Here is a 24,911-nt window from a genome sequence, read left to right as displayed (position 1 = left end):
TCTTTGCTATGGACACGTCCTGGTGGCTCGCGTTGACGGCGGTGGTACTGCTCGCGCTGGTCGCGACGCTGGTGGACGGCTGGGGGCGCCGCGGGCGCCGGCCGGCCGGGCGCACGCGTCCGCCCGGCCGGGCCCGCGGACCCCGCCGGGGCACGACGCTCCCCGGCGGCCCGGTCCCGCAGGCGTCGGAGATCTGGTGGGCGAACGTCCCCTACGAGGACGGGCCCGGGGCCAAGGACCGGCCGTGTCTGGTGCTGGTGGTGCGCGGGAAACAGGTGACGGTCGCGAAGATCACCAGCAAGTACCACGACGAGCGGCCCGGGGTGATCCCGCTGCCCCCGGGGGCCGTGGGGGACGCCCACGGACGGCCTAGCTACCTGGAGACCGGCGAACTGCGCGAGGTGCCGGTGGGCGACTTCCGGCGGCGGGTCGGCGTGGTGGACCCGGTGCTGTGGGACCAGGTCCGGTATCTGGCGGGCTGAGCGTCAGGGGCTGGGATCGGAGACCCGACGGGCCGCGCCTGCCGGGCCGGACGATCTCCGGGCGGGAGGGTCCCGGGGCATCGGGAACCCTCTGGGGCGTGAGCCCCTTGCCCGGACACCGGGCAGCGCCGCGCCCCTCCCGGGGACGACGAAGGGCGCGGGGACCGTGACTCCGGTCCCCGCGCCCTTTCCCGGGTCGTCGGGGTGACCACGACGCCCAGGGTCTCCGGGGCACTACGCCCAGAGCTGTCCCTGGAGCGTCTCGATCGCCTCTTCCGTCGTGGCGGCCGTGTAGACGCCCGTCGAGAGGTACTTCCAGCCGCCGTCGGCGACGACGAAGGCGATGTCCGCCGGCTCCCCGGCCTTGAGGGCCTTGTTGCCGACGCCGATCGCGGCGTGCAGTGCCGCTCCGGTGGAGACGCCCGCGAAGATGCCCTCCTGCTGGAGGAGTTCCCTGGTGCGGGTGACGGCGTCGGCCGAGCCGACGGAGAAGCGGGTGGTGAGGACCGAGGCGTCGTACAGCTCGGGTACGAAGCCCTCGTCGAGGTTCCTGAGCCCGTAGACCAGGTCGTCGTAGCGCGGCTCCGCGGCGACGATCTTGACGTCCGGCTTGTTCTCGCGCAGGAAACGGCCGACGCCCATGAGGGTGCCGGTGGTGCCGAGGCCCGCCACGAAATGGGTGATGGACGGGAGGTCGGCGAGGATCTCCGGGCCCGTCGTGGCGTAGTGGGCACCGGCGTTGTCCGGGTTGCCGTACTGGTAGAGCATCACCCAGTCCGGGTGCTCCGCCGAGAGTTCCTTGGCGACGCGGACGGCCGTGTTGGAACCGCCGGCGGCCGGGCTGGGGATGATCTCGGCGCCCCACATGCCGAGCAGGTCACGGCGTTCCTGCGAGGTGTTCTCGGGCATCACGCAGACCATGCGGTAGCCCTTGAGCTTCGCCGCCATCGCCAGCGAGATGCCGGTGTTGCCGCTGGTCGGCTCCAGGATCGTGCAGCCCGGCGTCAGACGGCCGTCCTTCTCCGCCTGCTCGATCATGTGGAGGGCAGGCCGGTCCTTGACCGAACCCGTCGGGTTGCGGTCCTCCAGTTTCGCCCAGATACGGACGTCCGCGGACGGCGACAGCCGCGGCAGGCGCACCAGAGGGGTGTTGCCCACCGCGGCGAGCGGGGAGTCGTAGCGCATCGGAGACCAGCGGCCGATCAGGCCATGCCGCCGGCGACGGCCGGCAGGATCGTGATGTTGTCGCCGTCGGTCAGCTTGGTGTTGATGCCGTCGAGGAAGCGGACGTCCTCGTCGTTGAGGTAGACGTTGACGAAGCGGCGGAGTTCGCCGCCGTCGACGATCCGGGCCCGGATGCCCGCGTGCCGGGTGTCGAGGTCGGTGAACAGCTCGGCGAGGGTCTCCCCGGTGGCGTCGACCGCCTTCGCGCCGTCGGTGTAGGTGCGGAGGATGGTGGGGATGCGGACCTCGATGGCCATGGCTGTGGGCTCCTGTCGGAAGGAAAGTCGGGTCGGAGGGCGCGCGGCGGCGCGGGCACTGCGAGGGGGTACGCCGGTTTGCGTGCCGCGGCTCTCGGCCGTACGGCGGCGGCGGGTCAGCGCGTACAGATGGCGCTCTGCAGCCTGCAGAGGTCGACGTGCAGCCGCGCCACGAGCGGCGTGCCCGGCGTCATTTCGCTCACGTCGTGGGAAACCATGGGCTCATCGTATCGATTCCCGGTACGGGTACCCGAGTGTGATCTCGCATTCCGGACGCTTTTTGATCGGTGGGTGAGATCAGTAGGTCTCTACGACCTTGACCTCCTCCTCCGTGACCTCGCCTTCCACGATGCGGTACGAGCGGAACTGGAAGGGGCCCGCGTCGTCGGTGTCCGCGGTGGAGACGAGGACGTAGTGGGCGCCGGGCTCGTTGGCGTAGGCGAGGTCGGTGCGGGAGGGGTAGGCCTCGGTGGCGGTGTGCGAGTGGTAGATGATCACCGGCTCCTCGTCGCGGTCGTCCATCTCGCGGTAGAGCTTCAGCAGGTCGCCGGAGTCGAACTCGTAGAACGTGGGCGAGCGGGCGGCGTTGAGCATGGGGATGAACCGCTCGGGGCGGTCGGTGCCGGCGGGGCCCGCGACGACGCCGCACGCCTCGTCCGGGTGGTCCTGGCGGGCGTGGGTGACGATTTTGTCGAACAGGGCCTCGGTGATGGTCAGCATGCTGGTCAGGATAGACAGAAGGGCCGTCCCGTACCGAGGCGTGGTACGGGACGGCCCGAATGCCGGACGTCCTGAGCGGTGGCCGAGGTGGCCGGACGTCCTGGGGTCGGTCAGCCGACCGTCTCGAACTCCGGCTCGCGACGTGCGGCGACCTGCGGGTTGCGGGCCTTGAGGATGAACCAGCCGACGGCCAGGACGGCGGCCCAGACGGCCATCACGTACAGGCAGATCCGGGAGTCGCGGTCGTAGGCGATGAGGCCGGTGACGAAGAGCAGGAACACGACGGCCGCCCAGCTGCACTTCGCTCCGCCGGGGGCGGGGAACGACGAGGCGGGGAGCCGGCCCGCGTCGACCGCGCGGCGGTAGCGGATGTGGCTGACCAGGATCATCAGCCAGGTCCAGATGCCCGCCCCGGTGGCCACCGAGGTGACGTACTGGAAGGCCTTCTCGGGGACGACGTAGTTCAGGACCACGCCGATGCCCATGAAGAGGACCGAGATCGTGATGCCGAGCGCCGGGGTCTTGGTGGCGGACAGCTTGGCGAAGCCCTTGGGGGCCTCGCCGTTGTCGGCGAGGTTGCGCAGCATGCGGCCCGTGGAGTACATGCCCGAGTTGCAGGAGGACAGGGCGGCGGTGAGGACCACGAAGTTGACGATGCCGGCGCCGGCCGGGATGCCGATCACGGCGAACGCCTTCACGAAGGGGCTCACCCCCGGCATGAACTCGGTCCACTTCACGACGCAGAGGATGACCGTGAGGGCGCCGACGTAGAAGAGGGCGATGCGCCACGGGAGGGTGTTGATGGCCTTGGGGAGCGTCTTCTCGGGGTTCTCGGACTCGCCCGCCGTGACGCCGACGAGTTCGACGGCGAGGTAGGCGAACATGACGCCCTGGAGGGTCATCAGGGACGAGCCGATGCCGTTGGGGAAGAAGCCGTCGAACTGCCAGAGGTTGCTGACGGAGGCGGTGTCACCGGCGGCGCTGAAGCCGAAGGTGAGGACGCCCAGGCCGATCACGATCATGCCGATGAGGGCGGTGACCTTGACCATCGAGGCCCAGAACTCGATCTCCCCGAAGAGCTTCACCGAGATCAGGTTGGCCGTGAACAGGATGACCAGGAACACCAGCGCCGACACCCATTGGTGGATCGACGGGAACCAGTAGTGGACGTAGATCGCGGCGGCGGTGAGCTCCGCCATGCCGGTGACCACCCACATCAGCCAGTACGTCCAGGCCGTGAAGTAGCCGAAGAACGGGCCGAGGAATTCCCGGGAGTACTCCGCGAAGGAGCCCGAGACCGGGCGGTAGAGCAGGAGTTCGCCGAGGGCCCGCATGATGAAGAAGATGATGACGCCGGCGAGGGCGTACATGAGGATCAGGCTGGGGCCCGCCTTGGCGATGTTCGCGCCGGCGTTCAGGAAGAGGCCGACGCCGATGGCGCCGCCGATCGCGATCATCTGGACCTGGCGGCTGCCGAGCCCGCGCTCGTACCCCTCTTCGGGGGCGTCGCCGCTCACGGCCTCACTGCCGTCGTGACTCTTGTCGACCCGCGATGAGGTCATGTGTGGTGCGCCTTTCTCCATGACCGGTCCGAGCCGGTCCCTCGGCTTCGAATCGGCTTCCGATCCCCCCGGACAGGTGGAGCTTGTGCCTGGCCGGCGGTCCGCCGGCTCGGTGGCGCACCCGGCAGGACATGGGTGGTGTCCCGTCGGGCGGTCGTGAAGATTTATCACGGCGGCGGCGTTGATCGGCTCCGGGTCGTGTTGCGCAGACCACAGGAAGAACCGGACAAACGACGAACCGCGCCCCATAGGGCGCGGTTACGGTGACGCGATCGTTATTCGGATTTGAGCGTCCGTTGAGCGAACACTCGGGGTGCCGCTTCGAGGCGTTATGTCCTGACAGGTCAGGGCATAAGGGTTTCGACGAGGGTCTCCTGGAGGCCACCCAGCCAGAGGTACGCCATCACCATCGGCTTGCGCGGGTCCTCGTCCGGGAGGCGGTAGAGGAGGTCGGTGTCCTCCTCGTCGACGACGTCGAGCCGGGAGCCGATGGCGAGACGCAGGTCGTTCAGGGCGCGCAGCCACTGCTCGGACTGCGCGGTGGTCAGTTCGAGGACGGCTCCGCCGTCGCCGCCGGGGGTCAGGCCGTCGAGCGTGCGGACCACGGTGAGGGCGTTCTCGCGCTTGCCGGCCCGCAGGTCGTTCTCGGTGAAGCGGCGGAACTCGGCGGAGTGGGCGTGCTGCTCCTCCGCCTGTTCGGGCGAGGTGGCCTCGACGCCCGGTCCGCTGTAGGCGTCGGGGAAGAGGCGCTTGAGCACGGGGTCGCTCGGCGGCTCGCTGGGGCCCTCCGCGAAGAGTTCGGCGAGCGGGTCGGCCGAGGCGTTCTCCGCGGGGCCGGGACCGATGAGCTCCAGGAGCTGGACGGCGAGAGAACGGATGATGGAGATCTCGACCTCGTCGAGCGCGACGGCCGCGCCGCCGCCGGGGAGCGGTTCGAAGTGTCCAGGCATGGAGTGAGTTCGCTACTTCCGGTCCTGCTCGCGGGTGGGTGACAGAGGGGCCGGCTACTTCCGGTCCTGCTGAAGGGTGGCCCACAGACCGTAGCCGTGCATGGCCTGCACGTCGCGCTCCATCTCCTCGCGGGTGCCACTGGAGACGACGGCCCGGCCCTTGTGGTGGACGTCCATCATCAGCTTGGTGGCTTTGTCCTTGGAGTAGCCGAAGTACGTCTGGAAGACATACGTCACGTAGCTCATGAGGTTGACCGGGTCGTTGTGGACGAGCGTGATCCAGGGGACGTCCGGCTCGGGAACGGCGAAGGCCTCCTCCGCCGACTCGGTCTTCTCGATCTCTAGAGGTGCGGGAGCCGTCACACCGCCCATGCTGCCACCCCAGGGGGTCACCCGCACAAACGGACTCCCGAAATCGGGGCGACTCCCCCGGAAAACCCGGCGCGAACAGTATTCGTCAAAGTGACGAGATGGGGGTACGATCCCAGCCATGAACACAGCGGACCTTGGGCTGCCGGAAGAAGCAGGGCACGACGCGCTTTCCCTGGAGGGCGGTGGCGGGCGACGGGTGGGTGTGCCCTCGACGGCGCTCTTCACGGACCAGTACGAGCTGACGATGCTGCGGGCCGCGCTCGCGGCCGGGACCGCCGAGCGCCGCTCGGTCTTCGAGGTCTTCACCCGCCGCCTGCCCGAGGGGCGGCGCTACGGAGTCGTCGCGGGCACCGGACGGGTTCTCGACGCCGTCGAGAACTTCCGGTTCGACGAGGACGTCCTCGGCTTCCTGCGCGAGCGCGGGATCGTCGACGAGCCGACGCTGGAGTGGCTCGCCTCGTACCGTTTCGGCGGGGACGTCTGGGGTTATCCCGAGGGCGAGGTGTACTTCCCGGGCTCCCCCCTCCTGCGGGTGGAGGGCAGCTTCGCGGAGTGCGTGCTCCTGGAGACGGTGATCCTGTCGATCCTCAACCACGACTCCGCCATCGCGGCCGCCGCGTCCCGGATGGCCTCCGCCGCGGGCGACCGGCCGCTGATCGAGATGGGCGCCCGGCGCACCCACGAGCTGGCCGCGGTGGCCGCCTCGCGGGCCGCGTACATCGGCGGGTTCACCACCACCTCCGACCTGGCCGCCGGCTTCCGCTACGGCATCCCCACCGTGGGCACCTCCGCGCACGCCTTCACCCTGCTGCACGACGACGAGCGGGACGCCTTCCGGGCCCAGGTCGACGCGCTCGGCCCGGGCACCACGCTGCTCGTGGACACGTACGACGTCGCCGAGGCGGTCCGCACCGCCGTCGAGGTCGCCGGGACCGGGCTCGGCGCGGTCCGCATCGACTCCGGCGACCTGCTGCTCGTGGCCCACCGGGTCCGCCAGCAGCTGGACGAGCTGGGTGCGACCGGGACGAGGATCGTCGTGACCTCCGACCTCGACGAGTACGCCATCGCCTCGCTGGCGGCGGCGCCGGTGGACGCGTACGGCGTCGGCACCCAGCTGGTGACGGGATCCGGCCACCCGACCTGCTCGATGGTCTACAAGCTGGTCGCCCGCGCCGAGTCGGCCGACCCCGAGGCGCCCCTGGTGCCGGTGGCGAAGAAGTCGGTGGGCGGGAAGTCGTCCGTCGGCGGCCGCAAGTGGGCCGCGCGGCGCCTGGACGGGCAGGGGGTCGCCGAGGCCGAGGTGATCGGTGTCGGACCGGTGCCCGACGAACTGGCCGACCAGCAGCTCCTGGTCCCGCTGATCAAGGGCGGGCGGGTCCTGTCCCGGGAGCCGCTCGACGCCGTGCGCGACCGGCACACGCGGGCCCGCGCGGGGCTGCCGTTGTCGGCGGCACAGTTGTCGCGCGGCGAGCCGGTGCTTCCCACCGAGTACGTCTGAGCCGTGCGGGGCGGGCGGGGTGGGTGTGGTGTCGCGCATGAACCTCGGATGAGCGGGAATGCAACGGCAGCGTGCCCCGGCGGGCCGCCGAAGCCGAATACCCCCTCCCCTACCGCCCGCAAAGTCTCTAGGCTCGGAAGTTCAACGGCCGGGCCCGCACCCTTGTCTGCCGCACCCATAGCCGAAGGACACCGCCCATGCGCCGCGCCTTGATCGTCGTAGACGTGCAGAACGACTTCTGCGAGGGAGGCAGTCTCGCGGTGTCCGGGGGCTCCGACGTGGCCGCCGCCATCACCGAGCTGATCGGACAGGCTCCGGCCGGCTACCGGCACGTCGTCGCCACCCGTGACCTCCACATCGCCCCCGGCGGCCACTTCGCCGACAATCCCGACTACGTGCACTCCTGGCCCGCGCACTGCGTGGCCGGCACCGAGGGCGTGGGCTTCCACCCGAACTTCGCCCCGGCCGTCGCCTCCGGCGCGATCGACGCCGTCTTCGACAAGGGGGCGTACGCGGCGGCGTACAGCGGCTTCGAGGGGGCCGACGAGAACGGGGTGCCGCTGGGCGACTGGCTGCGGTCCCGCGGGATCGGCGAGGTCGACGTGGTCGGGATCGCCACCGACCACTGTGTGAAGGCGACCGCCCTGGACGCCGTGCGGCAGGGCTTTCGCACGACCGTCCTGCTCGACCTGACGGCCGGCGTGGCGGAGGAGACGACGCAACGCGCGCTGGAGGAGCTGCGCACGGCCGGGGTGGAGCTCACGGGCAAGCCGGTGGTCTAGGAACCCTTCCGGACGATCTCCGGCGAGCCGCCGGGGCCCGGTTGCCGGAGGGCCGGCCCCGCGGGCACGGTGTGCGCCCGGCCTCGCCCGAGGTCACGGCCGGTCGCGGTCCGTGTCGGTGCCGTCCGGTGGGTCACGCCTGTGGCGCCGGGCGTCTGAGCAGCGTCCGTATCGGGTGCCACAGCTCCTGGCTGACTTCGGGGACGCCGGCGTCCGGAGCCGTGCGCCATATGAGTCCGTCGGGGTGGTGCAGGACCGCGGTGATCTCGTCGGGCGTGGGCGGAGCTGCGTTGCCTCGCAGGTAGACGGCGCGCAGGCCCAGGTTCCGCAGCCGCGTCAGGGCCCGGGCACGGTTCTGGGCCACGACCAGGAAGCGCACGCAGCCGGTGCCGGAACCCGCCGGACCGGGCAGTTCCAGCGCCACCACGACGCTGCCGTTCGGCAATCGGCAGAAGCCTCCTGCGGCCATGCGGTCACACCCCCGTGCGATTCGATGTCAATAAGCCGGGCACAGGGTGCACCTAAACACGATCGGCGGCAACCCGCCAGGGGGCTGCCGCCGATACGCGCTTGACCTGCGAAAACGCTGACTACTTCACTGCGGGACCGACCTTGAGGGAGATCGTGGAGCCGTCGGAGGCCTCCTTGACGATCTCGATCTTGGTGTTGGTGTCAGTGATCTTGACACCACCGGTCGGGTTCCGGTTGTCGTAGTAGTCGCTCGTGTGGTCGTTGAAGACCGACACGCCCTTCGCCGACGGGATCTTCGTGGCGACGTCCGCGCTGTGCAGCGTGATGCCGTCCGTGCGGGACAGGCTGAACGTGGAGTCGTAGGCCTGGATGCGGTTGCGCATCAGCGTGCCGTTCTCCCACCACGTGGCCTTCGGGTGGGCGTCGACCGGAAGGGCGAGGCCGGTGCCCGGGTGCTGGCTGGTGTTGTTGTCAGCCTGCGAGGTGTCCCACTTCCAGATCAACAGGCCGTTCTGGTAGGCGTAGTGCTCCACCCAGTCCGGACGGGTCGTCGAGAAGCCGAAGTTGTACGGGCCGACCTTGAGGGTCTTGTCGTACGAGACGTACTGGCGGTTCTCCGCGAGGTAGTACTGCGCGTAGTCCTTGGTGAACGAGGCGCCGATGCGGGAGAAGCCACTGGCGGTCCAAGCGGCGTCGGCCGTCTCGGCGTTGTCCGAGAAGAGCGCGGTGCCGTCCGCGGTGACGGTGATCCCGTCGGCCGCGAAGCCCTTGAGCGCCACACCGCCGTCGCTCACGTAGCGGAAGCGGAGGTCGACCTTCTTGCCCGCGTAGGCGTCGAGCGGGAACGACAGCTTCTTGTAGGCGTCGATCGTGCCGGTGAGGGCGGGCTTGTCGCTGCCGTCACGCGGGATGGCGGCGCCGTCCACCGTGCCGTCGAGGGCGGTCCAGTTGGCGCCGCCGTCGGTCGAGACCTCGGTGTAGAGGTAGTCGTAGTTCGCCTCGATGTCGTACCAGCCGTCGAGGGTCAGCGTCGCCGACGACTTGCCCGTGAGGTCCACGGACCGGGTCAGCGTGTTCTTCAGGTTGTCACCGCTGCCGCTCCACCACTGGGTCGCGCCCTGCGCGGGGGTGACGACCGTGGTCGTGACCTCCTTCTCGGGCAGCGTGACGACGAGCGCCTGCTTGTCGAACGTGTTGTACTCCGCGACGCCCAGCTTGTGCGTGGACTGCTTGCCGGCCTTGGCGGTGTCGTAGTTCAGCCAGCCGAGCTGGAGCTTGTCCCAGGCGTTGAAGTCGCCGGGGAGGTCGCCGATGGAGTCCTTGCCCCTGCCGAGCCAGGAACCCGAGGACATCAGGGTCCAGAAGCCGGTGGAGTTGTCGCCGCCGGCGGTGTCGTAGTGGTCCGGCAGACCGAGGTCGTGGCCGTACTCGTGGGCGAAGACGCCCAGTCCACCGTTCTCCGGCTGGATGGTGTAGTCGCCGACCCAGATGCCGGTGTCACCGATCTGGGCGCCGCCGAGCTTGTTGTCGCTCGGACCCGTGGCGCCCGCGTCGGTGCCGAACGCGTACCAGCGGTGGGCCCAGATGGCGTTCTCGCCCTCGGTGCCGCCGCCCGCGGACTCGTCCTCGCCCGCGTGCACGATCTGGAAGTGGTCGATGTAGCCGTCGGGCTCGTTGAAGTTGCCGTCGCCGTCGAAGTCGTAGCGGTCCCACTGGTCGAAGCCGGCCAGGTCCGCCTTGATGGCGGCGTCGGACGCGCCGGCCGCCTTCTGCTGGGCGACCCAGGCGGTGACGCCGTCGCTGACGACGTTCCACACGCTCGGGCAGTTCGTGGAACCGCAGGCGTTGTTGCCGTAACGGGCCTCGTTGTACGGGACCTTGACCCAGTCGGCGACCTCGCCGTCCACCGAGTAGCGGCCCGAGGACTGCGCCTCGTAGAACTTCTTCATCGACTCGACGTTCTTGCCGGTGCCGAAGTAGAGGTCCTGGAAGTACTTCTGGTTGTAGTCGGCCCGCCAGGCCGTGCTGTTGTCCTTCTTGCGGTCCGGCTTGGCGATCGTGTTGTGCGCCGGGCCGGCGGTGCCGCCGAACTTCGGGTCCGTCTTGTCGCCGAACTCGACCAGGATGGTGAAGATCTTGTCGGTCTTCTCCCGTCCCAGCTCGACGTACTTGCTGTCGCCCTTCTTGCTCTTCAGCTGGACGACCTGCGAACCGTTGCGGTCCTTGACCTTGGCGTCGCCGGATATCACCTGGTTCAGCGCCTCCTGGCGCTGGGCGTCCTGCGTCTTGCTCAGCGGGCCGTCGAGGTCGTGGTCGACCTTGTTCTTGACCGGCTGCGGGTCGTGGCGGTCCACGACCGGTGAGGCGGCGGCCGAGTCGGCCTGCGCCACGGCGTACGTCGAGAACGTGGCGGTCGCCGCCGCGAGGGCTACGCCCACCGCTGCTGCTCTGAACGTCCATGGTCTGTTGGTCACTTGATGTCCTCCCCCGCGCACGTTCACGCGGAGGGGATTTCCGGGTCATGGAGGTCCGCGAGCGTCTGCGCGATTCAAGTGACGACATTTGACCGGAGTTACGAAAGAAAAAACAGATCTTGACTTGAACCTGGCAAGTGCATTATGCGGAGCCTCCGTTCGCTATCCGGACGCACCCCGAAACCCCCAACAGGCGCGCCGACAGGCATGGTTGACCGGCTCGATGACTCCGTGCGCCCCCTGTGCACCGGCACCGTGGGTAAGGTCACGCTTACCGGTCGTTCCTGTCGGGCATGCAGGCGAATAGAGTCGATTGGCGGAGCGCCGGAAGTCGGCGGAAAGCCAAGCCGACACCGTTGTCCCACCCTCGATTCCTGTCCGCCCCCTCCCCCATCGCGAGAGGCCCCGGGGGGAGAACCCCCATCCGAGGACACGATTGCCATGCCTCGTCCGACCGCCGCACAGCTCGCCTACGGTTCCTGCACCGTGATCTTCTCCACATTCGCCATGCTGCTGCTGTCACAGACGAGTTCGAGCCTGGGGATCGTGCTGATCACCCTCTCGTCGCTCGCTCTCGGACTGCTCGTCGCCATGACGGTCCCGCTGCCGAAGCCCGCGCGGTCCACCGCCGCCGCCCTCGCGCACGAGCGGATACCGGCACAGTTCGAGACCGCGTCCGTCATCGTCTCCGCCTCCGCCTCCTCGGCACCCGAGCCGGTACGCGAACCCGCGGGGCCCTGAAGCCTCGTACGCGAACCGTGGGCCCCGGTGCCTCCCTCGGACCGGCGGACTCCCCTTGCCCCGAGCACTCCTGACGCTCCGGCACGACCCGCGGTGCGTTCCGGCGTCTCACACGAACGGCGGTTCCGTGCCTCACGGACCCGCCGTTCGTGTGTGCCGTCACGGCCCGGCGCACGCCGTCGTCAGACGGTGACCACCACCGTCTTGGCCGCCTTGTCGTGCAGTCCCTGCTTGTAGGGCTTGTCGAAGAAGCTCCAGCCGCCCGCGATCGCCGTCCAGACGCAGGCGCAGCAGAACGCGAACGGGATCCACAGGACCAGGGCGCGGATCAGGGAGGTCTGCACGGAGGGCGTCGAGCCGTTGTCGAGGTCGGCGACCCGGTGGTGGAACAGCCTCTTGCCCAGCGTCTGGCCCGACTTGCTGATCATCACCGTGTCGTAGGCGACATAGAGCACCGCGGCCACCAGGGACTGCCCGAACGACTTGCTGACCTCGATCTTGTCCGAGTCCATGTCGTACTCCGTGACGCCGAACGCCCACGACAGCAGCCACACCACGACGCCGACCAGGATCATGTCCAGGATCCGCGCCAGCACCCGTTTCCCGCTGTCCGCGAGCGGCGGCATCCCGGCCAGCGGATCGCCGCCGTACGGGCCGCCACCGCCGTACGGATCACCGCCGGAGCCGTACGGGTCGCCGCCCGCGCCGTAGGGGCCGCCCGCTCCCGGTGGGGGCGGCTGGTTCCCGAACGGGGGCGGCTGACTGCCGTAGGGCGGGGTCTGGCCGCCGGGCGGGGGCGGTGGGTCGTACGGGGATCCCCCGCCCTCGCCGGGCGGGGGCTGCTTCTTGAACGGGTCGTCGTCCGGTGGCCTGCCGGGGCCCGGGGGCGGCGGTTCGCTGCTCATGGCCCGAGTCGACCGCGAACCCCCCGGCTCCGCATCCGGCGAGGGGCCGTCCGGGGGACGGGTCTACCGGGTCCTGTCGTCCCGCGCCGTGGACGCCACGAAGGTGTGGGCGGCCTTGTCGTGCCAGCACTGGCGCCAGGGCTTGTCGAACAGGCACCACAGGACGCCGACGACCCCGACGAGCAGCAGGCCCGGGACGCTGTAGACGAGCCAGCGGCCCAACGCCCGTCCGAAGGTCGGCGGTTCGTGACCCTCTATGTCGCGTACCTCGACGCCGCACAGTCGCTTGCCCAGCGTGCGGCCCCAGCGGGCGGTGGGCAGGACGTCGTAGAGGACGCCGAAGAGGAGCAGCACGGCGAGGACGACGCCGAAGCAGGTGGCGGTCGTGGCGTCGACCAGCCAGACAGTGACCTTCTCGCCCGACAGCTCGGCCGCGTCGATCTTCTCGTTGATGTGGTCGACCGCCCGGGTGCCCAGGGGGACGGCGGCCACCGCGGTGACGCCGGCCAGGACGACGGTGTCCACCAGCCGGGCGGCCAGCCGTCTGCCGAGACCGGCCGGGCGGGCCGAGGCGTGCCGCCGCGCGGCCGCCTGGAAGACGTCGTCGACCGGTGGCTTCCACGGAGCGGCCCGCTGCCCCTCCTCGGCCTGGTCACCCGCGAGCCGGTGCACCTGCTGGGCCCAGGAGGGCTGGCCGCCGCCGGCTCCGGCGGCCACGGCGGCGGAACCGCCGGGCTGTTGCGGAACGGCGGGAGCGGGGGTGGGGGCGGGAGCGGCCTGGGCGCCGGCGTTCGGCGCGGCGGCGTTCGGCGCGGCAGGGTTCTGGGCGGCGGGGTTCTGGGCGGCGGGTGCGGCCTGCGCTGGTCCGAAGGCGCCTCCGGCCGACGCGCCGGACGCGGCGGCCCCCGGGCCCGGCGTGGCCGCCGGCCCCGTACCCCCGTCGCGCGCCCCGCTCCGCTGCTCCGGCCGCGGGGAGGGCGCGCGGAGGTCCGTGTCGCCGTCGGAGGACACGGAGGCCTGGGCGCCCGGCGCCGCGGTGGAGTGCCCGGTTCCGGACTCACCGGTTCCGGGTTGCCCCGTGCCCGGGAAGGCGCCGGCCCCGCCGCCGTCCGCTCCGGCCGGACTCGCCCCGCCCGTACCGCCCGCCTCGCCCTGCGGCCCGGTGGGCGCCACCGGTCCGGTGGGGCGGCGGAAGACCACGGGGCCGCCGGGCACCGGGGACCTGGAACCGCCGGTGTCGGCGGGCGGGATCGTCGCCGTGCCGTCCGTGCGGGACGCCGTCCCGTCGGGCCCGCGCACCGGGTCGGCGGGCCGCTCCGAGCCCGCGACGCGCGGGTCGGGTGCCTGCGGCACGCCCCAGGACACCCGGCGGTCCTGGTCGCCGCCGAAGCCGGACTGCCGGGAGCGGTCGGCGCCCCACGCGGCGGCGGGCTCGGGCCGGCTGCCGTGCTGGGCCTCGGCGGGGGTGGTGCGGCGCGGCTCCGGGTCCTCGTCGAAGAAGTGCGGGCCCGTTTCCTCCGTCGTGGAGGTTGCGCCCTGTCCGGGCGCGGCCGGGAACACGGGCGACGGCGCCTGAGCGGGCACGTGCGCGGGGCGCGCGCCGGCCGGCGGGGCGAGCGCCTCGCCGCCGGACGGCGCCGGGCGGCTCGTGCCCGGCACCCAGGCGGCACCGTTCCAGTACCGGACATATCCAGGAATGGAGGGGTCCGGGTAGTACCCCTCGCGGGGCTTGTCGTCACCGGGTGCCGGGGTTGGGGCGCTCATGTCCGTCGTCCCGTATCTGCTCGGGGGTCTGATTGAGGGTCCACATCTACCAGACCGGCGCACGTGTCACGGCCGGTCCCGCCGGACCCACCCTTTCGGGCAAGGTTCCGTCCCGTCTTGCGAGCGGACGTCCGAGGCTGTGCGCGATGTGCCCGAAGAAGTGACACGGCGAGCCGGAAAAATTTCCCCGAACCCGCGTAATGGTCGCGGCGTCCGGCGCTCTCCACTCGTACGGGCCCGCCCACAGGGGCCCGCTCGGCGAACGAAGGGCATCGACATGGACACCGTGGTGGAACGTGAACTGGAGCTCAGGCTCGTCCTGTCGCCCGAGCGCAGCATCCCTGTGCCGGCGCGCCTCAGGTACCGCACCGACGACCCGTACGCGGTCCAGATCGCCTTCCACATCGGCTCGGACCAGCCGGTCCGGTGGACCTTCGCCCGTGAGCTGCTCGTCGAGGGGGTGTTCCGGCCGTGCGGCCACGGCGATGTGCGGGTGTGGCCGACGAAGGTCGGCGGCAGGGGCGTCGTCCTGATGGCGCTGAGTTCGCCGGACGGCGACGCGCTGCTCGAAGCTCCCGCCGAGCAGCTCACGGCCTGGCTGGAGCGCACGCTCAGGGCCGTCCCGCCGGGGTCCGAGGCCGGTCGGCTCGGCATCGACGCGGGCCTCGCCGAGCTGCTCGCGCCGTCCCCGAGGCTCTCTGCCTCTCTCGACCAGGGGGCGTCCCCGTCGCCCGACGACCTGTGGCTGCGCGACCCGTGGCCGTCGGACGAGTCCGCGGACGGGGAACAACCCTGAAGCGGGCGGCTCCCTGAGGTCGGCGGCCCCGGCGTCCATGGCTCCGGGACCTGCGGCCCTGACCTCCGTGCCCTGGGACCGGCGGCTCCGGAGTGTCAGAACAGCTTGCCCGGGTTCAGGATGCCGAGCGGGTCGAACGCCGTCTTGATCGCCCGCTGCATCTCCACGCCCACCGGGCCGATCTCGCGGGCCAGCCACTCCTTCTTGAGGACGCCCACCCCGTGTTCGCCGGTGATCGTGCCGCCGAGTTCCAGGCCGAGGGCCATGATCTCGTCGAAGGACTCACGGGCTCGCCGGGACTCGTCGGGGTCGGTCGCGTCGAAGCAGACGGTGGGGTGCGTGTTGCCGTCGCCCGCGTGGGCGCAGACGCCGATGGTCAGGGCGTACTTCTCGGCGACGCGCTCGATGCCGTCGAGCATGTCGCCGAGCCGGGAGCGCGGCACGCACACGTCGTCGATCATCGTGGTGCCCTTGACGGCTTCGAGCGCGGTGAGCGACAACCGCCGCGCCTGGAGCAGGAGTTCGGACTCCGCCGCGTCCTCGGCGGGAACCACCTGCGTCGCTCCGGCGGCCTCGCAGAGGGCGCCCACGAGGGCGAGGTCGGCTGCCGGGTCGTGGGTGTCGAAGGCGGCGAGCAGGAGTGCCTCGGTGGTCTCGGGGAGCCCCATGTGCGCGAGGTCGTTGACCGCCTTGACGGTCGTACGGTCCATCAGTTCGAGCAGGGACGGCACGTGGCCGCCCTCCATGATCCGGCAGACGGCGTCGCACGCGGCCCGTGCGGATCCGAACTCGGCTGCCAGGACGAGCTGTTGCGGGGGCTGCGGCCTCAGCGCCAGAGTCGCCCGTACGACGATGCCGAGCGAGCCCTCGGAGCCCACGAAGAGCCGGGTGAGGTCGTAGCCGGCCACGCCCTTGGCGGTGCGGCGCCCGGTGGACATCAGCCGCCCGTCGGCGAGGACGACGTCCAGCCCGAGGACGTACTCGGCCGTCACCCCGTACTTCACGCAGCACAGGCCGCCGGAGGCGGTGCCGATGTTGCCGCCGATCGTGCACGTCTCCCAGCTGGAGGGGTCCGGCGGGTAGTACAGGCCGTGTTCGCCCACGGCACGGGAGAGCTTGGCGTTGATGACGCCCGGTTCGACGACGGCGACGCGGTCGACCGGGTTGATCTCCAGGATGCGGTCCATCCTCACCAGGGACAGCACCACACAGCCTTCGGAGGCGTTGGCCGCTCCGGACAGGCCGGTGCGGGCGCCCTGCGGGACGACCGGGACGCGCAGTTCGGTCGCGACGCGCATGACGTGCTGGACCTGCTCGACGGTGCGCGGCAGGACGACCGCCGCGGGCGCGCCCGCCTCGCAGAAGCTCGCCATGTCGTTGGCGTACGAGGCCGTGACATCCGGGTCGGTGAGGACGGCCTCGGCGGGCAGGCCGTCGCGCAGCCGGTCGAGAAGGCTGCCGGTCGCTGCCGAGTCCTCGTCGCGCGGGGCTTCGATACGGCTCATGATCACAGGGTCGCACTCGGGGCCATCGGTGTGAACCCCATCCACGCGGGGCTTGGTCTGCCGAGGTGTGGTCTTCGTATTGACGCACAGTGAGCGGCATGGAGATCGAACAGCGACAGCCGGTGTCCGCCGGGGCCGGTGGCGCGGTGCCCGCCGGTCCGGGGCCCGCGGAACCCGTCGGCCCGCGGTGCCCGGAGCCCTCCGGTCCGCGCCGCTCCCCGTTCACCCGGCGCGCGCTGATCGCCGCGGTCGCCGGCTGTGCCGTCCTCGGCGGCGCGCTGGCGCTGTGGCCCTCGTCGGGGCAGGGCGGGGCACCCCCGCCCGCCGCGGGCCCGGTGGCGCGGGCGGTGACGGCCGTGGGGGCCGGGGTGCCCGCGGCGCTGCCCGATCTCGCAGCGCTCATCGAGGACCGCGAGGCCCGGGTACGGGCCCGTCCGCGTGACGACCGGTCGTGGGCGGTGCTCGGCGCGGCGTACACGGAGCGGGCGCGGCGGACGGCGGTGGCCGCGTACTACCCGAAGGCGGAGCGGGCGCTGCGCACCTCGCTGACCGTGCGGCCGAAGGGCAACGCGGAGGCGCTCGAGGGGCTCGCGGCGCTGGCCGTCGCGCGGGGTGACTTCCGGGCCGCGAAGCAGTGGGGCGAGGCGGCTCTGAAGCTGGCTCCGAAGCGGTGGACGACGTACTCCTCGCTCCTCGACGCGTACACCGGGCTCGGTGACCACAAGGCCACGCGCAAGGCCCTGGACAGGCTGCTGGCGCTGGGCTCCGGTTCCGGGCCGGGGGCGCGGGCCGTGACGGCGAGCGCGTACCAGGACCTCGGCCGGCGCGAGGACGCGGCGGCGGTGATCTCGGACGCGGCGGCCGGGGCGGCGACCCCGGCCGAGCGGGCGGCCTTCCTCGACCGGGCCGGTGACCTCGCGTGGGAGCGGGGCGACCTCCAGGAGTCGCTGGACCACTACCGCGCCGCGGTGAACACGGACGCCGACGAGCACGGGGCGTCGGCCGGGCAGGGGCGCGCGCTGGCGGGGCTCGGGCGGGTCCCGGAGGCGGTGGCCGCGTACCGGGCCGCGCTCGCCGCCCGGCCCACGCCGCGGCACGCGCTGGAGCTGGGCGAGCTGTACGAGAAGCTGGGGCTCGACGGGGCCGCGCGGACGCAGTACGACCAGGTGCGGGAGCTGGTGCGGCGGGACACCGGCGCGGGGATGAACGACGAGCTGGTCCTCGGGCTCCTGGAGGCGGACCACGGCGATCCGCGGGCTGCGGTGCGGGCGCTGCGCGCCGAGTGGCGGCGGCACCCGGGCATCGCGGTGGCGGACGCGCTGGGCTGGGCGCTGCACCGGGCCGGGGACGACGGGGAGGCGCTGGAGTTCGCCACGCGGACCATGGACGGGGAGCACGGCGGCGAGGTGCGCAGCGCGCTGTACGCGTACCACCGGGGGCAGATCGAGCGCGATCTGGGGCTGTCCGGTCCGGCGCGCCGGCACCTCGCCGAGGCGTTGCGGATCAATCCGTCCTTCTCGCCGCTGCTGGCGCCCGCCGCGCGGGAGGCCCTGGCGGCACTGGGCGAACCACCCCCCGGGGGCCCGCCGGAGGAGTCGGCCGGCTCCGGAGACACCGGGGACGCCGAGGCTGCCGGGGACGCCGACCGGTCCGGTCGGTCCGAAGGGTCGGTGGGGACGAGGGGCGCGGCCGGTGCTCCGCGGTCCGCCCCGACCGGCTCTCCCGGCGCGGCGGTCGCGCCGTACGCGCCGGAGCTGCTCGCGCCCTCCTTCCCGCTGCCCTCCGCCGCACGGTAGACACGGGAACGACGGCCCGGGCGGGGGTCCGGAGTACCGGGACACCCCGGACCCCCGCCCGGAACGCGCGTACCCGGTGCACGCCGTCGAAGCGTCCACCGGGTACGTGAGGACCGACCGGTCCTCAAGGGTTGCCTGCGCCGAACCCGTTCCGCGGGGTTCAGAGGTTGCCGCGCTTCTCCTGCTCGCGCTCGATCGCCTCGAAGAGGGCCTTGAAGTTGCCCTTGCCGAAGCCCATCGAGCCGTGCCGCTCGATCATCTCGAAGAAGACCGTCGGACGGTCCTGGACCGGCTTGGTGAAGATCTGCAGCAGGTAGCCGTCCTCGTCGCGGTCGACGAGGATCTTCAGCTCGCGAAGGGTCTCGACGGGGACGCGGGTGTCGCCGGCCCACTCGCCGAGGGTGTCGTAGTACGAGTCCGGGGTGTCGAGGAACTGGACGCCGGCCGCGCGCATGGTGCGTACGGTCGCGACGATGTCGTTCGTGTTCAGCGCGATGTGCTGGACGCCCGCGCCGCCGTAGAACTCCAGGTACTCGTCGATCTGGGACTTCTTCTTGGCGATGGCGGGCTCGTTGATCGGGAACTTGACCTTGAGCGTGCCGTCGGCGACGACCTTCGACATCAGCGCGCTGTACTCGGTCGCGATGTCGTCGCCCACGAACTCCTTCATGTTCGTGAAGCCCATGACCTTGTTGTAGAAGCCGACCCACTCGTTCATCCGGCCGAGCTCGACGTTGCCCACGCAGTGGTCGATGGCCTGGAAGGTGCGCTTCTCCCGGGGCTCGACGATGGGTGCCGCGGCGACGTATCCGGGCAGGTAGGGGCCCTCGTAGCCGGTCCGCTCGACGAGGGTGTGGCGGGTCTTGCCGTACGTGGCGATCGAGGCGAGGACGACCGTGCCGTTGTCGTCCTTCAGCTCGTACGGCTCGGCGACCGGGGTGGCTCCGTGCTCGACGGCGTACGCGAACGCGGCGCGCGCGTCCGGGACCTCGATCGCGAGGTCGACGACGCCGTCGCCGTGCTCCGCCACGTGCTCGGCCAGGAAGTGGCCCCAGGGGGTGGCGGGCTTGATCACGGAGGTGAGGACGAAGCGCGCCGAGCCGTTCTCGAGGACGTACGACGCCGTCTCGCGGCTGCCGTTCTCCGGTCCGGAGTAGGCGACGAGCCGCATGCCGAAGGCCGTGGAGTAGTAGTGCGCGGCCTGCTTGGCGTTGCCGACGGCGAAGACGACCGCGTCCATTCCCTTGACCGGGAAGGGGTCGGCCTGCCGGGCGGTGTCGGGGGTCTGGTGTGTGTTCGCAGAGATCGCAGCCATGGGCGCAGACTCCCCCCGTTCCGCAAGGTGCGCAATAGTTCGCCTGTCGACTGAACAATGTGTACAGCGAGAGGCGCGTAGCTGCGGGCTTTCTGTACATCATGACCATCCCGGAGGCTCCCATGGCGATCGATCATCTGGACGGGCGGCTGCTCGTGCTGCTGGCGAAGGAGCCGCGCATCGGGGTGCTGGAGATGTCGCGGCGGCTCGGGGTCGCGCGCGGGACGGTGCAGGCCCGGCTGGACCGGCTTCAGTCGAATGGAGTCATCCGGGGCTTCGGCCCCGAGGTCGACCCGTCGGCGCTCGGCTATCCGGTGACGGCGTTCGCCACGCTCCAGATCCGGCAGGGTCAAGGGGCCGACGTACGGGCCCACTTGACGACCGTGCCCGAGGTTCTGGAGCTGCACACGACCACCGGCGGCGGGGACATGCTGTGCCGTCTGGTGGCCCGCTCGAACGCCGATCTCCAGCGGGTGATCGACCGGGTTGTCGGTTTTGATGGCATCGTCCGGGCGTCCACAGCGATTGTCATGGAGAACCCGGTTCCGCTGCGGATCATCCCGCTGCTGGAACAGGCGGCGGCCGAGAACTGAGCCGATGAGCGGGTGAGGTGGCGTGAACTTCTGGGAGTACCTGAGCAGCCGCCACGAGCAACTGCTCACCGACGCCTACCAGCACGCCAGCGCCGTGTTCCAGTGCATGGTCGTGGCGACCGTCATCGGCGTCCTGATCGGCATCGTCACCTACCGGAGCGACTGGGCGGGCAACCTCGCCACCACGACGACGTCGGCCATCCTGACGATTCCCTCGCTCGCCATGATCGGCCTGCTGATCCCCATCGTGGGTCTGGGCGTTCCGCCGACGGTGATCGCCCTGACGCTGTACGGGCTGCTGCCGATCGTGCGCAACTCGATCGTGGGCCTGCGCGGGGTCGACCCCTCCCTGGTGGACGCGGCGCGAGGCATCGGCATGTCACGGATGACCCGGCTGGCACGCGTCGAACTGCCGCTGGCCTGGCCGCCGATCCTGACCGGCATCCGGATCTCCACCCAGATGCTGATGGGCATCGCGGCGATCGCGGCGTACGCCTCCGGGCCCGGTCTCGGCAACGAGATCTTCCGGGGCATCAGTTCGCTGGGCAGCAAGAACGCGCTCAACCAGGTGCTGGCGGGCACGGTCGGGATCATCATCCTCGCGCTGCTCTTCGACGCCGCGTACGTCCTGCTCGGCCGGCTGACCATCCCGAGGGGGATCCGTGTCTGAGACCACCGAGACCACCGAGCGCCCGGAGGGCGCCGCGGACCGGGGCACGTCGTCGACCACGGGCGCCACGATCGAGCTGGAGAACCTCACCAAGCGCTACCCGGGCAGCCGCGACGCCGCCGTGGACAGCGTCAACATGGAGATCAAGGCGGGCGAGCTGGTCGTCTTCGTCGGTCCGTCCGGCTGCGGCAAGTCGACCACCCTGAAGATGATCAACCGGCTGATCGAGCCGAGCGGCGGACGCATCCGGATCGGCGGAGAGGACGTCACCGACATGGACCCGGTGAAGCTGCGCCGCAAGGTCGGGTACGCGATCCAGTCGTCCGGGCTCTTCCCGCACATGACGGTCGCCCAGAACATCTCGCTCGTACCGAAGATGACCGGCTGGCCGAAGGCGCGCATCAAGGCGCGGGTCGAGGAGATGCTGGACCTGGTGGGACTCGACCCCGGTGAGTTCCAGGGCCGCTATCCGCGCCAGCTCTCCGGCGGTCAGCAGCAGCGTGTGGGCGTGGCGCGGGCGCTCGCCGCGGATCCGCCGGTGCTGCTCATGGACGAGCCGTTCGGAGCGGTGGACCCGATCACCCGCGACCACCTCCAGGACGAGCTGATCCGGCTCCAGCACGAGCTGCACAAGACGATCGTGTTCGTCACGCACGACTTCGACGAGGCCATCAAGCTGGGCGACCGGATCGCGGTGCTGCGCGAGCACTCGCACATCGCGCAGTTCGACACCCCGGAGGCGATCCTCACCAACCCGGCCGACGACTTCGTGTCCGGGTTCGTGGGGGCGGGTGCCGCGCTGAAGCGGCTCAACCTCAGCCGCGTACGGGATGTGGGGATCACCGACTATCCGACGGTCACCGTCGACGATCCGCTCCAGGAGATCTTCGGCAAGCTGCGTTCCAGCGGTACGAACGAGATCCTGCTGCTCGACAAGCGGGGCCGCCCCTACAAGTGGCTGCGGCGCGGGGACCTGATGCGGGCCAAGGGCTCGCTCGCGCGGGCCGGGACGCTGGTGCACGACACGGTGACCCGGGACGCCACCCTGCGGGACGCCCTGGAGGCGGTGCTCATCGACAACTCGGGCCGGGTCCCGGTGACGGGGCGGCGCGGCGAGTACATCGGGGTGGTCGACATGGAGACCCTGATGAACTCCGTGCAGGAACTCCTGGAGGCGGACCGGCTGGAGGCCATGGAGCACCAGCACGAACTGGAGGAGGCGCGCGCCCACCAGACCCAGTTCGAGCAGGAGGGCGTCGACGGCGGGGAGGCGAAGGCGTGAGCACGCCACCCACGGCCCGGCGCCCCGAGGGCGAGCACGAGGTGGGGGGCGTCGCCTTCCGCGACGACAGCGAGGGCGACGGAGAGCGGGAGGTCCCGCCGCCACCGCCGACGTCCCCGCGGCGCCGGATCACCTGGCAGAAGCTGACCTTCCTGCCCGCCGTGCTGATCGCCCTGCTGCTGGCCACCTGGATCTGGTTCCAGCAGGCGGACCTCGACGCGATCTCCGAGAACGCCCTGTCGAACGGCCAGGTGTCCAAGGCCCTGTGGCAGCACATCCAGCTGACGGTGATCTCCACGTTCTTCGTGCTGATCATCGCCATCCCGCTGGGGATCCTGCTGACCCGCAAGGCGTTCCGGAAGGCGACCCCGATCGCGATGACGATCGCCAACATGGGTCAGGCCACACCGGCGATCGGTCTGCTGGCCCTGCTCGTGATCTGGCTCGGCACCGGCGAGAAGTCGGCTCTGATCGGCATCACGATCTACGCGATCCTGCCGGTGCTCTCCAACACGATCGCCGGCCTGAACGCCAACGACCCGACGCTGCTGGAGGCGGCGCGCGGCATCGGCATGTCACCGACGGGTGTGCTCGGCCGGGTCGAACTGCCGCTGGCCGTACCGCTGATCCTCGCGGGCGTGCGTACGGCGCTGGTGCTGAACGTGGGCACGGCGACCCTCGCCACCTTCGGCGGAGGCGGCGGCCTCGGTGTCCTCATCACCACGGGCATCACCACCCAGCGCATGCCGGTCCTGGTCCTCGGCGCCATTCTCACGGTGGCGCTCGCGCTCCTGGTCGACTGGCTGGCGTCGCTGGCGGAACTGCTGCTGCGGCCCCGCGGGCTGGAGGTGGAGACATGAGGAGGACCCGCGCCCACGCGGCGCCGGCCGCCCTCGCCCTCGCCCTCGTCGTCACCCTGGTGTCCTCGTGCGGGCTGACCAGCGGCTCCCCCATGACCGACGACGTCAGCCCCGGCACGATCGGGCGGGGCGAGCCGCTCAAGGGCGCCGACCTCACGGTGGCGTCGAAGGAGTTCACCGAGCAGCTGATCCTCGGCGCGATCATGGGGATCGCCTTCCAGGCGGCCGGCGCCCAGGTGCTCGACCGCACCGGCATCCAGGGGTCGATCGGCGCCCGCGAGGCGGTCAAGAACGGTGACGCGGACGCCATGTACGAGTACACGGGCACGGGGTGGATCACGTACCTCGGCAACAGCGATCCGATCCCGGACCCGCAGAAACAGTGGCAGGCGGTGCACGACGCCGACCTGAAGAACGGGGTCACCTGGCTGCCGCCGTCCGCCCTCAACAACACCTACGCGCTGGCCATGAACCAGGCCAACTTCAAGAAGTACGGCACGAGGACCATGTCCGAGGTGGCCGCGCTGTCGAAGTCGGACCCGAGCGCGGTCACCCTGTGCGTGGAGAGCGAGTTCGCCAACCGGGCCGACGGACTGCCGGGTCTGGAGAAGGCTTACGGGATGTCCATCCCCGCGAAGAACATCACGCAGATGGACACCGGGATCATCTACACCCAGGTGGCGAAGGGGAGTTGCACGTACGGCGAGGTGTTCACCACCGACGGGCGCATCAAGTCGATGAACCTGGAGGTGATGAAGGACGACAAGAAGTTCTTCCCCAACTACAACGCCGCGCCGGTGATCAACACCAAGGCCCTGAAGAAGCATCCGCAGATCGCCGAGGTCATCGAGCCGGTGACGAAGCGGCTGAACAACACGGTGGCGCAGGAACTGAACGCGAAGGTGGACGTGCAGGGCCAGGACCCGCACGAGGTGGCCCTGGACTGGATGACGGCGGAGGGCTTCGTGAAGCAGGACTGACCGGCGGACGGCACCGGCCGGAACAGGTTCCTCTAAAGCGGGCTCCCGGCAGCTCGGGGTCCTAGCAGCTCGGGACCGAGCCCTTGCCCTTCTCCAGGGACACCAGGGCGTCCACCGCGCCCTGGAGGCTGGTCACCGGGATCAGCCGGAGTCCCTCCGGCAGCTCCGCCTTCGCGTCCGAGCACTCGGCCTTCGGGACCAGGAACACCGTCGCCCCGTCGCGGCGGGCCGCCTGGGTCTTGAGGGAGACACCGCCGACCGCGCCGACCTTGCCGGCGGCGTCGATCGTCCCCGTACCCGCGATGGTGCGGCCGCCCGTGAGGTCGCCGCCGCTGCCGTCACCGTCCAGTTTGTCGACGATGCCGAGGGAGAAGAGCAGTCCGGCGCTCGGTCCGCCGACGTCGGCGAGCTTGAGCGTGACCTTGACGTCGTCCTTCTCGTGCAGGTAGCCGAGGGCCGCCTCGGTGGCGGTGTCCTGGGACTCCTTCATCTCGTTCGCGTTGTGCCGCTCGATCTCCTCGACGCTGCCGCCGCCCGGGTAGACCGAGTCACGGGGCATCACCGCCTTGTCCGTGGCGAACCAGCCCTTGAGCACGTCACCGAGGGACACGGTCGCGTCCGGGCTCGTGGCCTCGATCGTCGTCATCCGCAGCTCCCCGCTGGTGTCCCGGGTGGGCGCGCCGGTGATCGTGATCACCGGGTCGCCCTTGTTCTCGCCGAGGACGTTCGCGGTCAGGCCGGGCTGCGCCAGGGAGAACGGCAGCGGCGCGAACACCGCCGTGGCGAGCAGGGCCACGACGGGGAGGGCGCAGACGGCGACGGCCTTGGGGCGCGTGAGGCGAGAGAGCACGGGGTCAATCTAACGTCACCGCCCGCCGGGCCCTCCGTACAGGTGTCACCGGGCCACCCGCG

25 protein-coding genes are annotated in these 24,911 nt (G+C 70.9%); 11 read left to right on the top strand and 14 right to left on the bottom strand.

Annotated elements, in window-relative coordinates; translation table 11 throughout:
* Positions 1-8 precede the first annotated feature (8 nt).
* Positions 9-482 carry a type II toxin-antitoxin system PemK/MazF family toxin gene (locus ACFYW7_RS00635; RefSeq protein WP_389496819.1) on the top strand — a complete coding sequence of 158 codons (474 nt, stop codon included), beginning with the start codon at positions 9-11 and terminating at the stop codon, positions 480-482.
* Positions 483-716: 234 nt separating this feature from the next.
* On the opposite strand, the gene ACFYW7_RS00630 is transcribed toward ACFYW7_RS00635, so the two are convergent.
* The 7 genes from ACFYW7_RS00630 to clpS all read right to left on the bottom strand — a co-directional run bounded on the left by ACFYW7_RS00630 (position 717) and on the right by clpS (position 5,567).
* Positions 717-1,667 (bottom strand): PLP-dependent cysteine synthase family protein, encoded by a 951-nt coding sequence (locus ACFYW7_RS00630; RefSeq protein WP_389496818.1) that lies wholly within the window; start codon positions 1,665-1,667, stop codon positions 717-719.
* Positions 1,668-1,684: 17 nt separating this feature from the next.
* The gene (locus tag ACFYW7_RS00625; RefSeq protein ID WP_389496817.1) at positions 1,685-1,963 is read right to left on the bottom strand and encodes a MoaD/ThiS family protein; all 279 of its coding nucleotides are present in this window, start codon (positions 1,961-1,963) and stop codon (positions 1,685-1,687) included.
* Between the two features lie 116 nt (positions 1,964-2,079).
* Positions 2,080-2,181 carry a putative leader peptide gene (locus ACFYW7_RS00620; protein WP_389496816.1) on the bottom strand — a complete coding sequence of 34 codons (102 nt, stop codon included), beginning with the start codon at positions 2,179-2,181 and terminating at the stop codon, positions 2,080-2,082.
* A gap of 79 nt (positions 2,182-2,260) precedes the next feature.
* The gene (locus tag ACFYW7_RS00615) at positions 2,261-2,683 is read right to left on the bottom strand and encodes a Mov34/MPN/PAD-1 family protein (RefSeq protein WP_389496815.1); all 423 of its coding nucleotides are present in this window, start codon (positions 2,681-2,683) and stop codon (positions 2,261-2,263) included.
* A 110-nt stretch (positions 2,684-2,793) separates the two neighbouring features.
* On the bottom strand, positions 2,794-4,245 hold the full coding sequence (locus tag ACFYW7_RS00610) for an amino acid permease (RefSeq protein ID WP_389496814.1): 1,452 nt from the start codon (positions 4,243-4,245) through the stop codon (positions 2,794-2,796).
* A gap of 344 nt (positions 4,246-4,589) precedes the next feature.
* On the bottom strand, positions 4,590-5,195 hold the full coding sequence (locus ACFYW7_RS00605) for a DUF2017 domain-containing protein (RefSeq protein ID WP_389496813.1): 606 nt from the start codon (positions 5,193-5,195) through the stop codon (positions 4,590-4,592).
* Positions 5,196-5,249: 54 nt separating this feature from the next.
* Positions 5,250-5,567, bottom strand: a complete 318-nt coding sequence (gene clpS / locus ACFYW7_RS00600; protein ID WP_389496812.1) for an ATP-dependent Clp protease adapter ClpS — start codon at positions 5,565-5,567, stop codon at positions 5,250-5,252.
* Between the two features lie 118 nt (positions 5,568-5,685).
* Here clpS and ACFYW7_RS00595 point away from each other — a divergent pair, with 118 nt between their 5' ends.
* Entirely contained in the window at positions 5,686-7,065 is a 1,380-nt protein-coding gene (locus tag ACFYW7_RS00595) for a nicotinate phosphoribosyltransferase (protein WP_389496811.1), read from the top strand.
* A gap of 197 nt (positions 7,066-7,262) precedes the next feature.
* Positions 7,263-7,847: a nicotinamidase gene (locus tag ACFYW7_RS00590; RefSeq protein ID WP_389496810.1), complete on the top strand. Its 585-nt coding sequence runs from the start codon at positions 7,263-7,265 to the stop codon at positions 7,845-7,847.
* Between the two features lie 133 nt (positions 7,848-7,980).
* On the opposite strand, the gene ACFYW7_RS00585 is transcribed toward ACFYW7_RS00590, so the two are convergent.
* Both ACFYW7_RS00585 and ACFYW7_RS00580 read right to left on the bottom strand, forming a co-directional pair.
* Positions 7,981-8,316, bottom strand: a complete 336-nt coding sequence (locus ACFYW7_RS00585; protein WP_389496809.1) for a hypothetical protein — start codon at positions 8,314-8,316, stop codon at positions 7,981-7,983.
* 121 nt (positions 8,317-8,437) lie between these two features.
* Entirely contained in the window at positions 8,438-10,792 is a 2,355-nt protein-coding gene (locus ACFYW7_RS00580; RefSeq protein ID WP_389496808.1) for an immune inhibitor A domain-containing protein, read from the bottom strand.
* A gap of 441 nt (positions 10,793-11,233) precedes the next feature.
* Between ACFYW7_RS00580 and ACFYW7_RS00575 the strand changes: the two genes are divergently transcribed.
* Complete coding sequence (locus ACFYW7_RS00575) at positions 11,234-11,533, top strand: hypothetical protein (protein ID WP_389496807.1); 300 nt, start codon at positions 11,234-11,236, stop codon at positions 11,531-11,533.
* 182 nt (positions 11,534-11,715) lie between these two features.
* Here the strand turns inward: ACFYW7_RS00575 and ACFYW7_RS00570 are convergent, their stop codons facing one another.
* Positions 11,716-12,438 (bottom strand): RDD family protein, encoded by a 723-nt coding sequence (locus tag ACFYW7_RS00570; RefSeq protein WP_389496806.1) that lies wholly within the window; start codon positions 12,436-12,438, stop codon positions 11,716-11,718.
* A gap of 63 nt (positions 12,439-12,501) precedes the next feature.
* On the bottom strand, positions 12,502-14,202 hold the full coding sequence (locus ACFYW7_RS00565; protein WP_389496805.1) for an RDD family protein: 1,701 nt from the start codon (positions 14,200-14,202) through the stop codon (positions 12,502-12,504).
* A 277-nt stretch (positions 14,203-14,479) separates the two neighbouring features.
* Between ACFYW7_RS00565 and ACFYW7_RS00560 the strand changes: the two genes are divergently transcribed.
* Positions 14,480-14,998, top strand: a complete 519-nt coding sequence (locus ACFYW7_RS00560) for an SsgA family sporulation/cell division regulator (RefSeq protein ID WP_389496804.1) — start codon at positions 14,480-14,482, stop codon at positions 14,996-14,998.
* A 95-nt stretch (positions 14,999-15,093) separates the two neighbouring features.
* Here the strand turns inward: ACFYW7_RS00560 and ACFYW7_RS00555 are convergent, their stop codons facing one another.
* Positions 15,094-16,509 carry an FAD-binding oxidoreductase gene (locus ACFYW7_RS00555; RefSeq protein WP_389498482.1) on the bottom strand — a complete coding sequence of 472 codons (1,416 nt, stop codon included), beginning with the start codon at positions 16,507-16,509 and terminating at the stop codon, positions 15,094-15,096.
* Between the two features lie 92 nt (positions 16,510-16,601).
* Between ACFYW7_RS00555 and ACFYW7_RS00550 the strand changes: the two genes are divergently transcribed.
* Positions 16,602-18,299 carry a tetratricopeptide repeat protein gene (locus tag ACFYW7_RS00550; protein WP_389496803.1) on the top strand — a complete coding sequence of 566 codons (1,698 nt, stop codon included), beginning with the start codon at positions 16,602-16,604 and terminating at the stop codon, positions 18,297-18,299.
* Between the two features lie 160 nt (positions 18,300-18,459).
* On the opposite strand, the gene hppD is transcribed toward ACFYW7_RS00550, so the two are convergent.
* A complete protein-coding gene (gene hppD / locus ACFYW7_RS00545) occupies positions 18,460-19,614 on the bottom strand; it encodes a 4-hydroxyphenylpyruvate dioxygenase (protein WP_389496802.1) in 1,155 nt (384 codons plus the stop codon).
* A 122-nt stretch (positions 19,615-19,736) separates the two neighbouring features.
* On the opposite strand from hppD, the gene ACFYW7_RS00540 reads away from it, so the two are divergent.
* From ACFYW7_RS00540 to ACFYW7_RS00520, 5 genes are read left to right on the top strand one after another with little or no spacing between them, the layout of a single operon-like run.
* Positions 19,737-20,207, top strand: a complete 471-nt coding sequence (locus tag ACFYW7_RS00540) for an Lrp/AsnC family transcriptional regulator (protein ID WP_389496801.1) — start codon at positions 19,737-19,739, stop codon at positions 20,205-20,207.
* 22 nt (positions 20,208-20,229) lie between these two features.
* Positions 20,230-20,877, top strand: a complete 648-nt coding sequence (locus tag ACFYW7_RS00535) for an ABC transporter permease (protein ID WP_389496800.1) — start codon at positions 20,230-20,232, stop codon at positions 20,875-20,877.
* Positions 20,870-22,159 (top strand): betaine/proline/choline family ABC transporter ATP-binding protein, encoded by a 1,290-nt coding sequence (locus tag ACFYW7_RS00530; RefSeq protein ID WP_389496799.1) that lies wholly within the window; start codon positions 20,870-20,872, stop codon positions 22,157-22,159. The genes ACFYW7_RS00535 and ACFYW7_RS00530 overlap by 8 nt, the downstream gene beginning before the upstream one ends.
* 41 nt (positions 22,160-22,200) lie before the next feature.
* On the top strand, positions 22,201-23,019 hold the full coding sequence (locus ACFYW7_RS00525) for an ABC transporter permease (RefSeq protein WP_389498479.1): 819 nt from the start codon (positions 22,201-22,203) through the stop codon (positions 23,017-23,019).
* Positions 23,016-23,999, top strand: coding sequence for a glycine betaine ABC transporter substrate-binding protein (locus ACFYW7_RS00520; protein ID WP_389496798.1), 984 nt, complete (start codon positions 23,016-23,018; stop codon positions 23,997-23,999). The genes ACFYW7_RS00525 and ACFYW7_RS00520 overlap by 4 nt, the downstream gene beginning before the upstream one ends.
* Positions 24,000-24,060: 61 nt before the next feature.
* Here the strand turns inward: ACFYW7_RS00520 and ACFYW7_RS00515 are convergent, their stop codons facing one another.
* The gene (locus ACFYW7_RS00515) at positions 24,061-24,849 is read right to left on the bottom strand and encodes a S16 family serine protease (protein WP_389496797.1); all 789 of its coding nucleotides are present in this window, start codon (positions 24,847-24,849) and stop codon (positions 24,061-24,063) included.
* Positions 24,850-24,911 lie beyond the last annotated feature (62 nt).

The sequence above is a fragment of the Streptomyces sp. NPDC002580 genome (genome assembly GCF_042889485.1).
In the GTDB taxonomy this organism is placed as follows: domain Bacteria; phylum Actinomycetota; class Actinomycetes; order Streptomycetales; family Streptomycetaceae; genus Streptomyces.
This window is presented reverse-complemented; position numbering and strand designations above follow the sequence as displayed.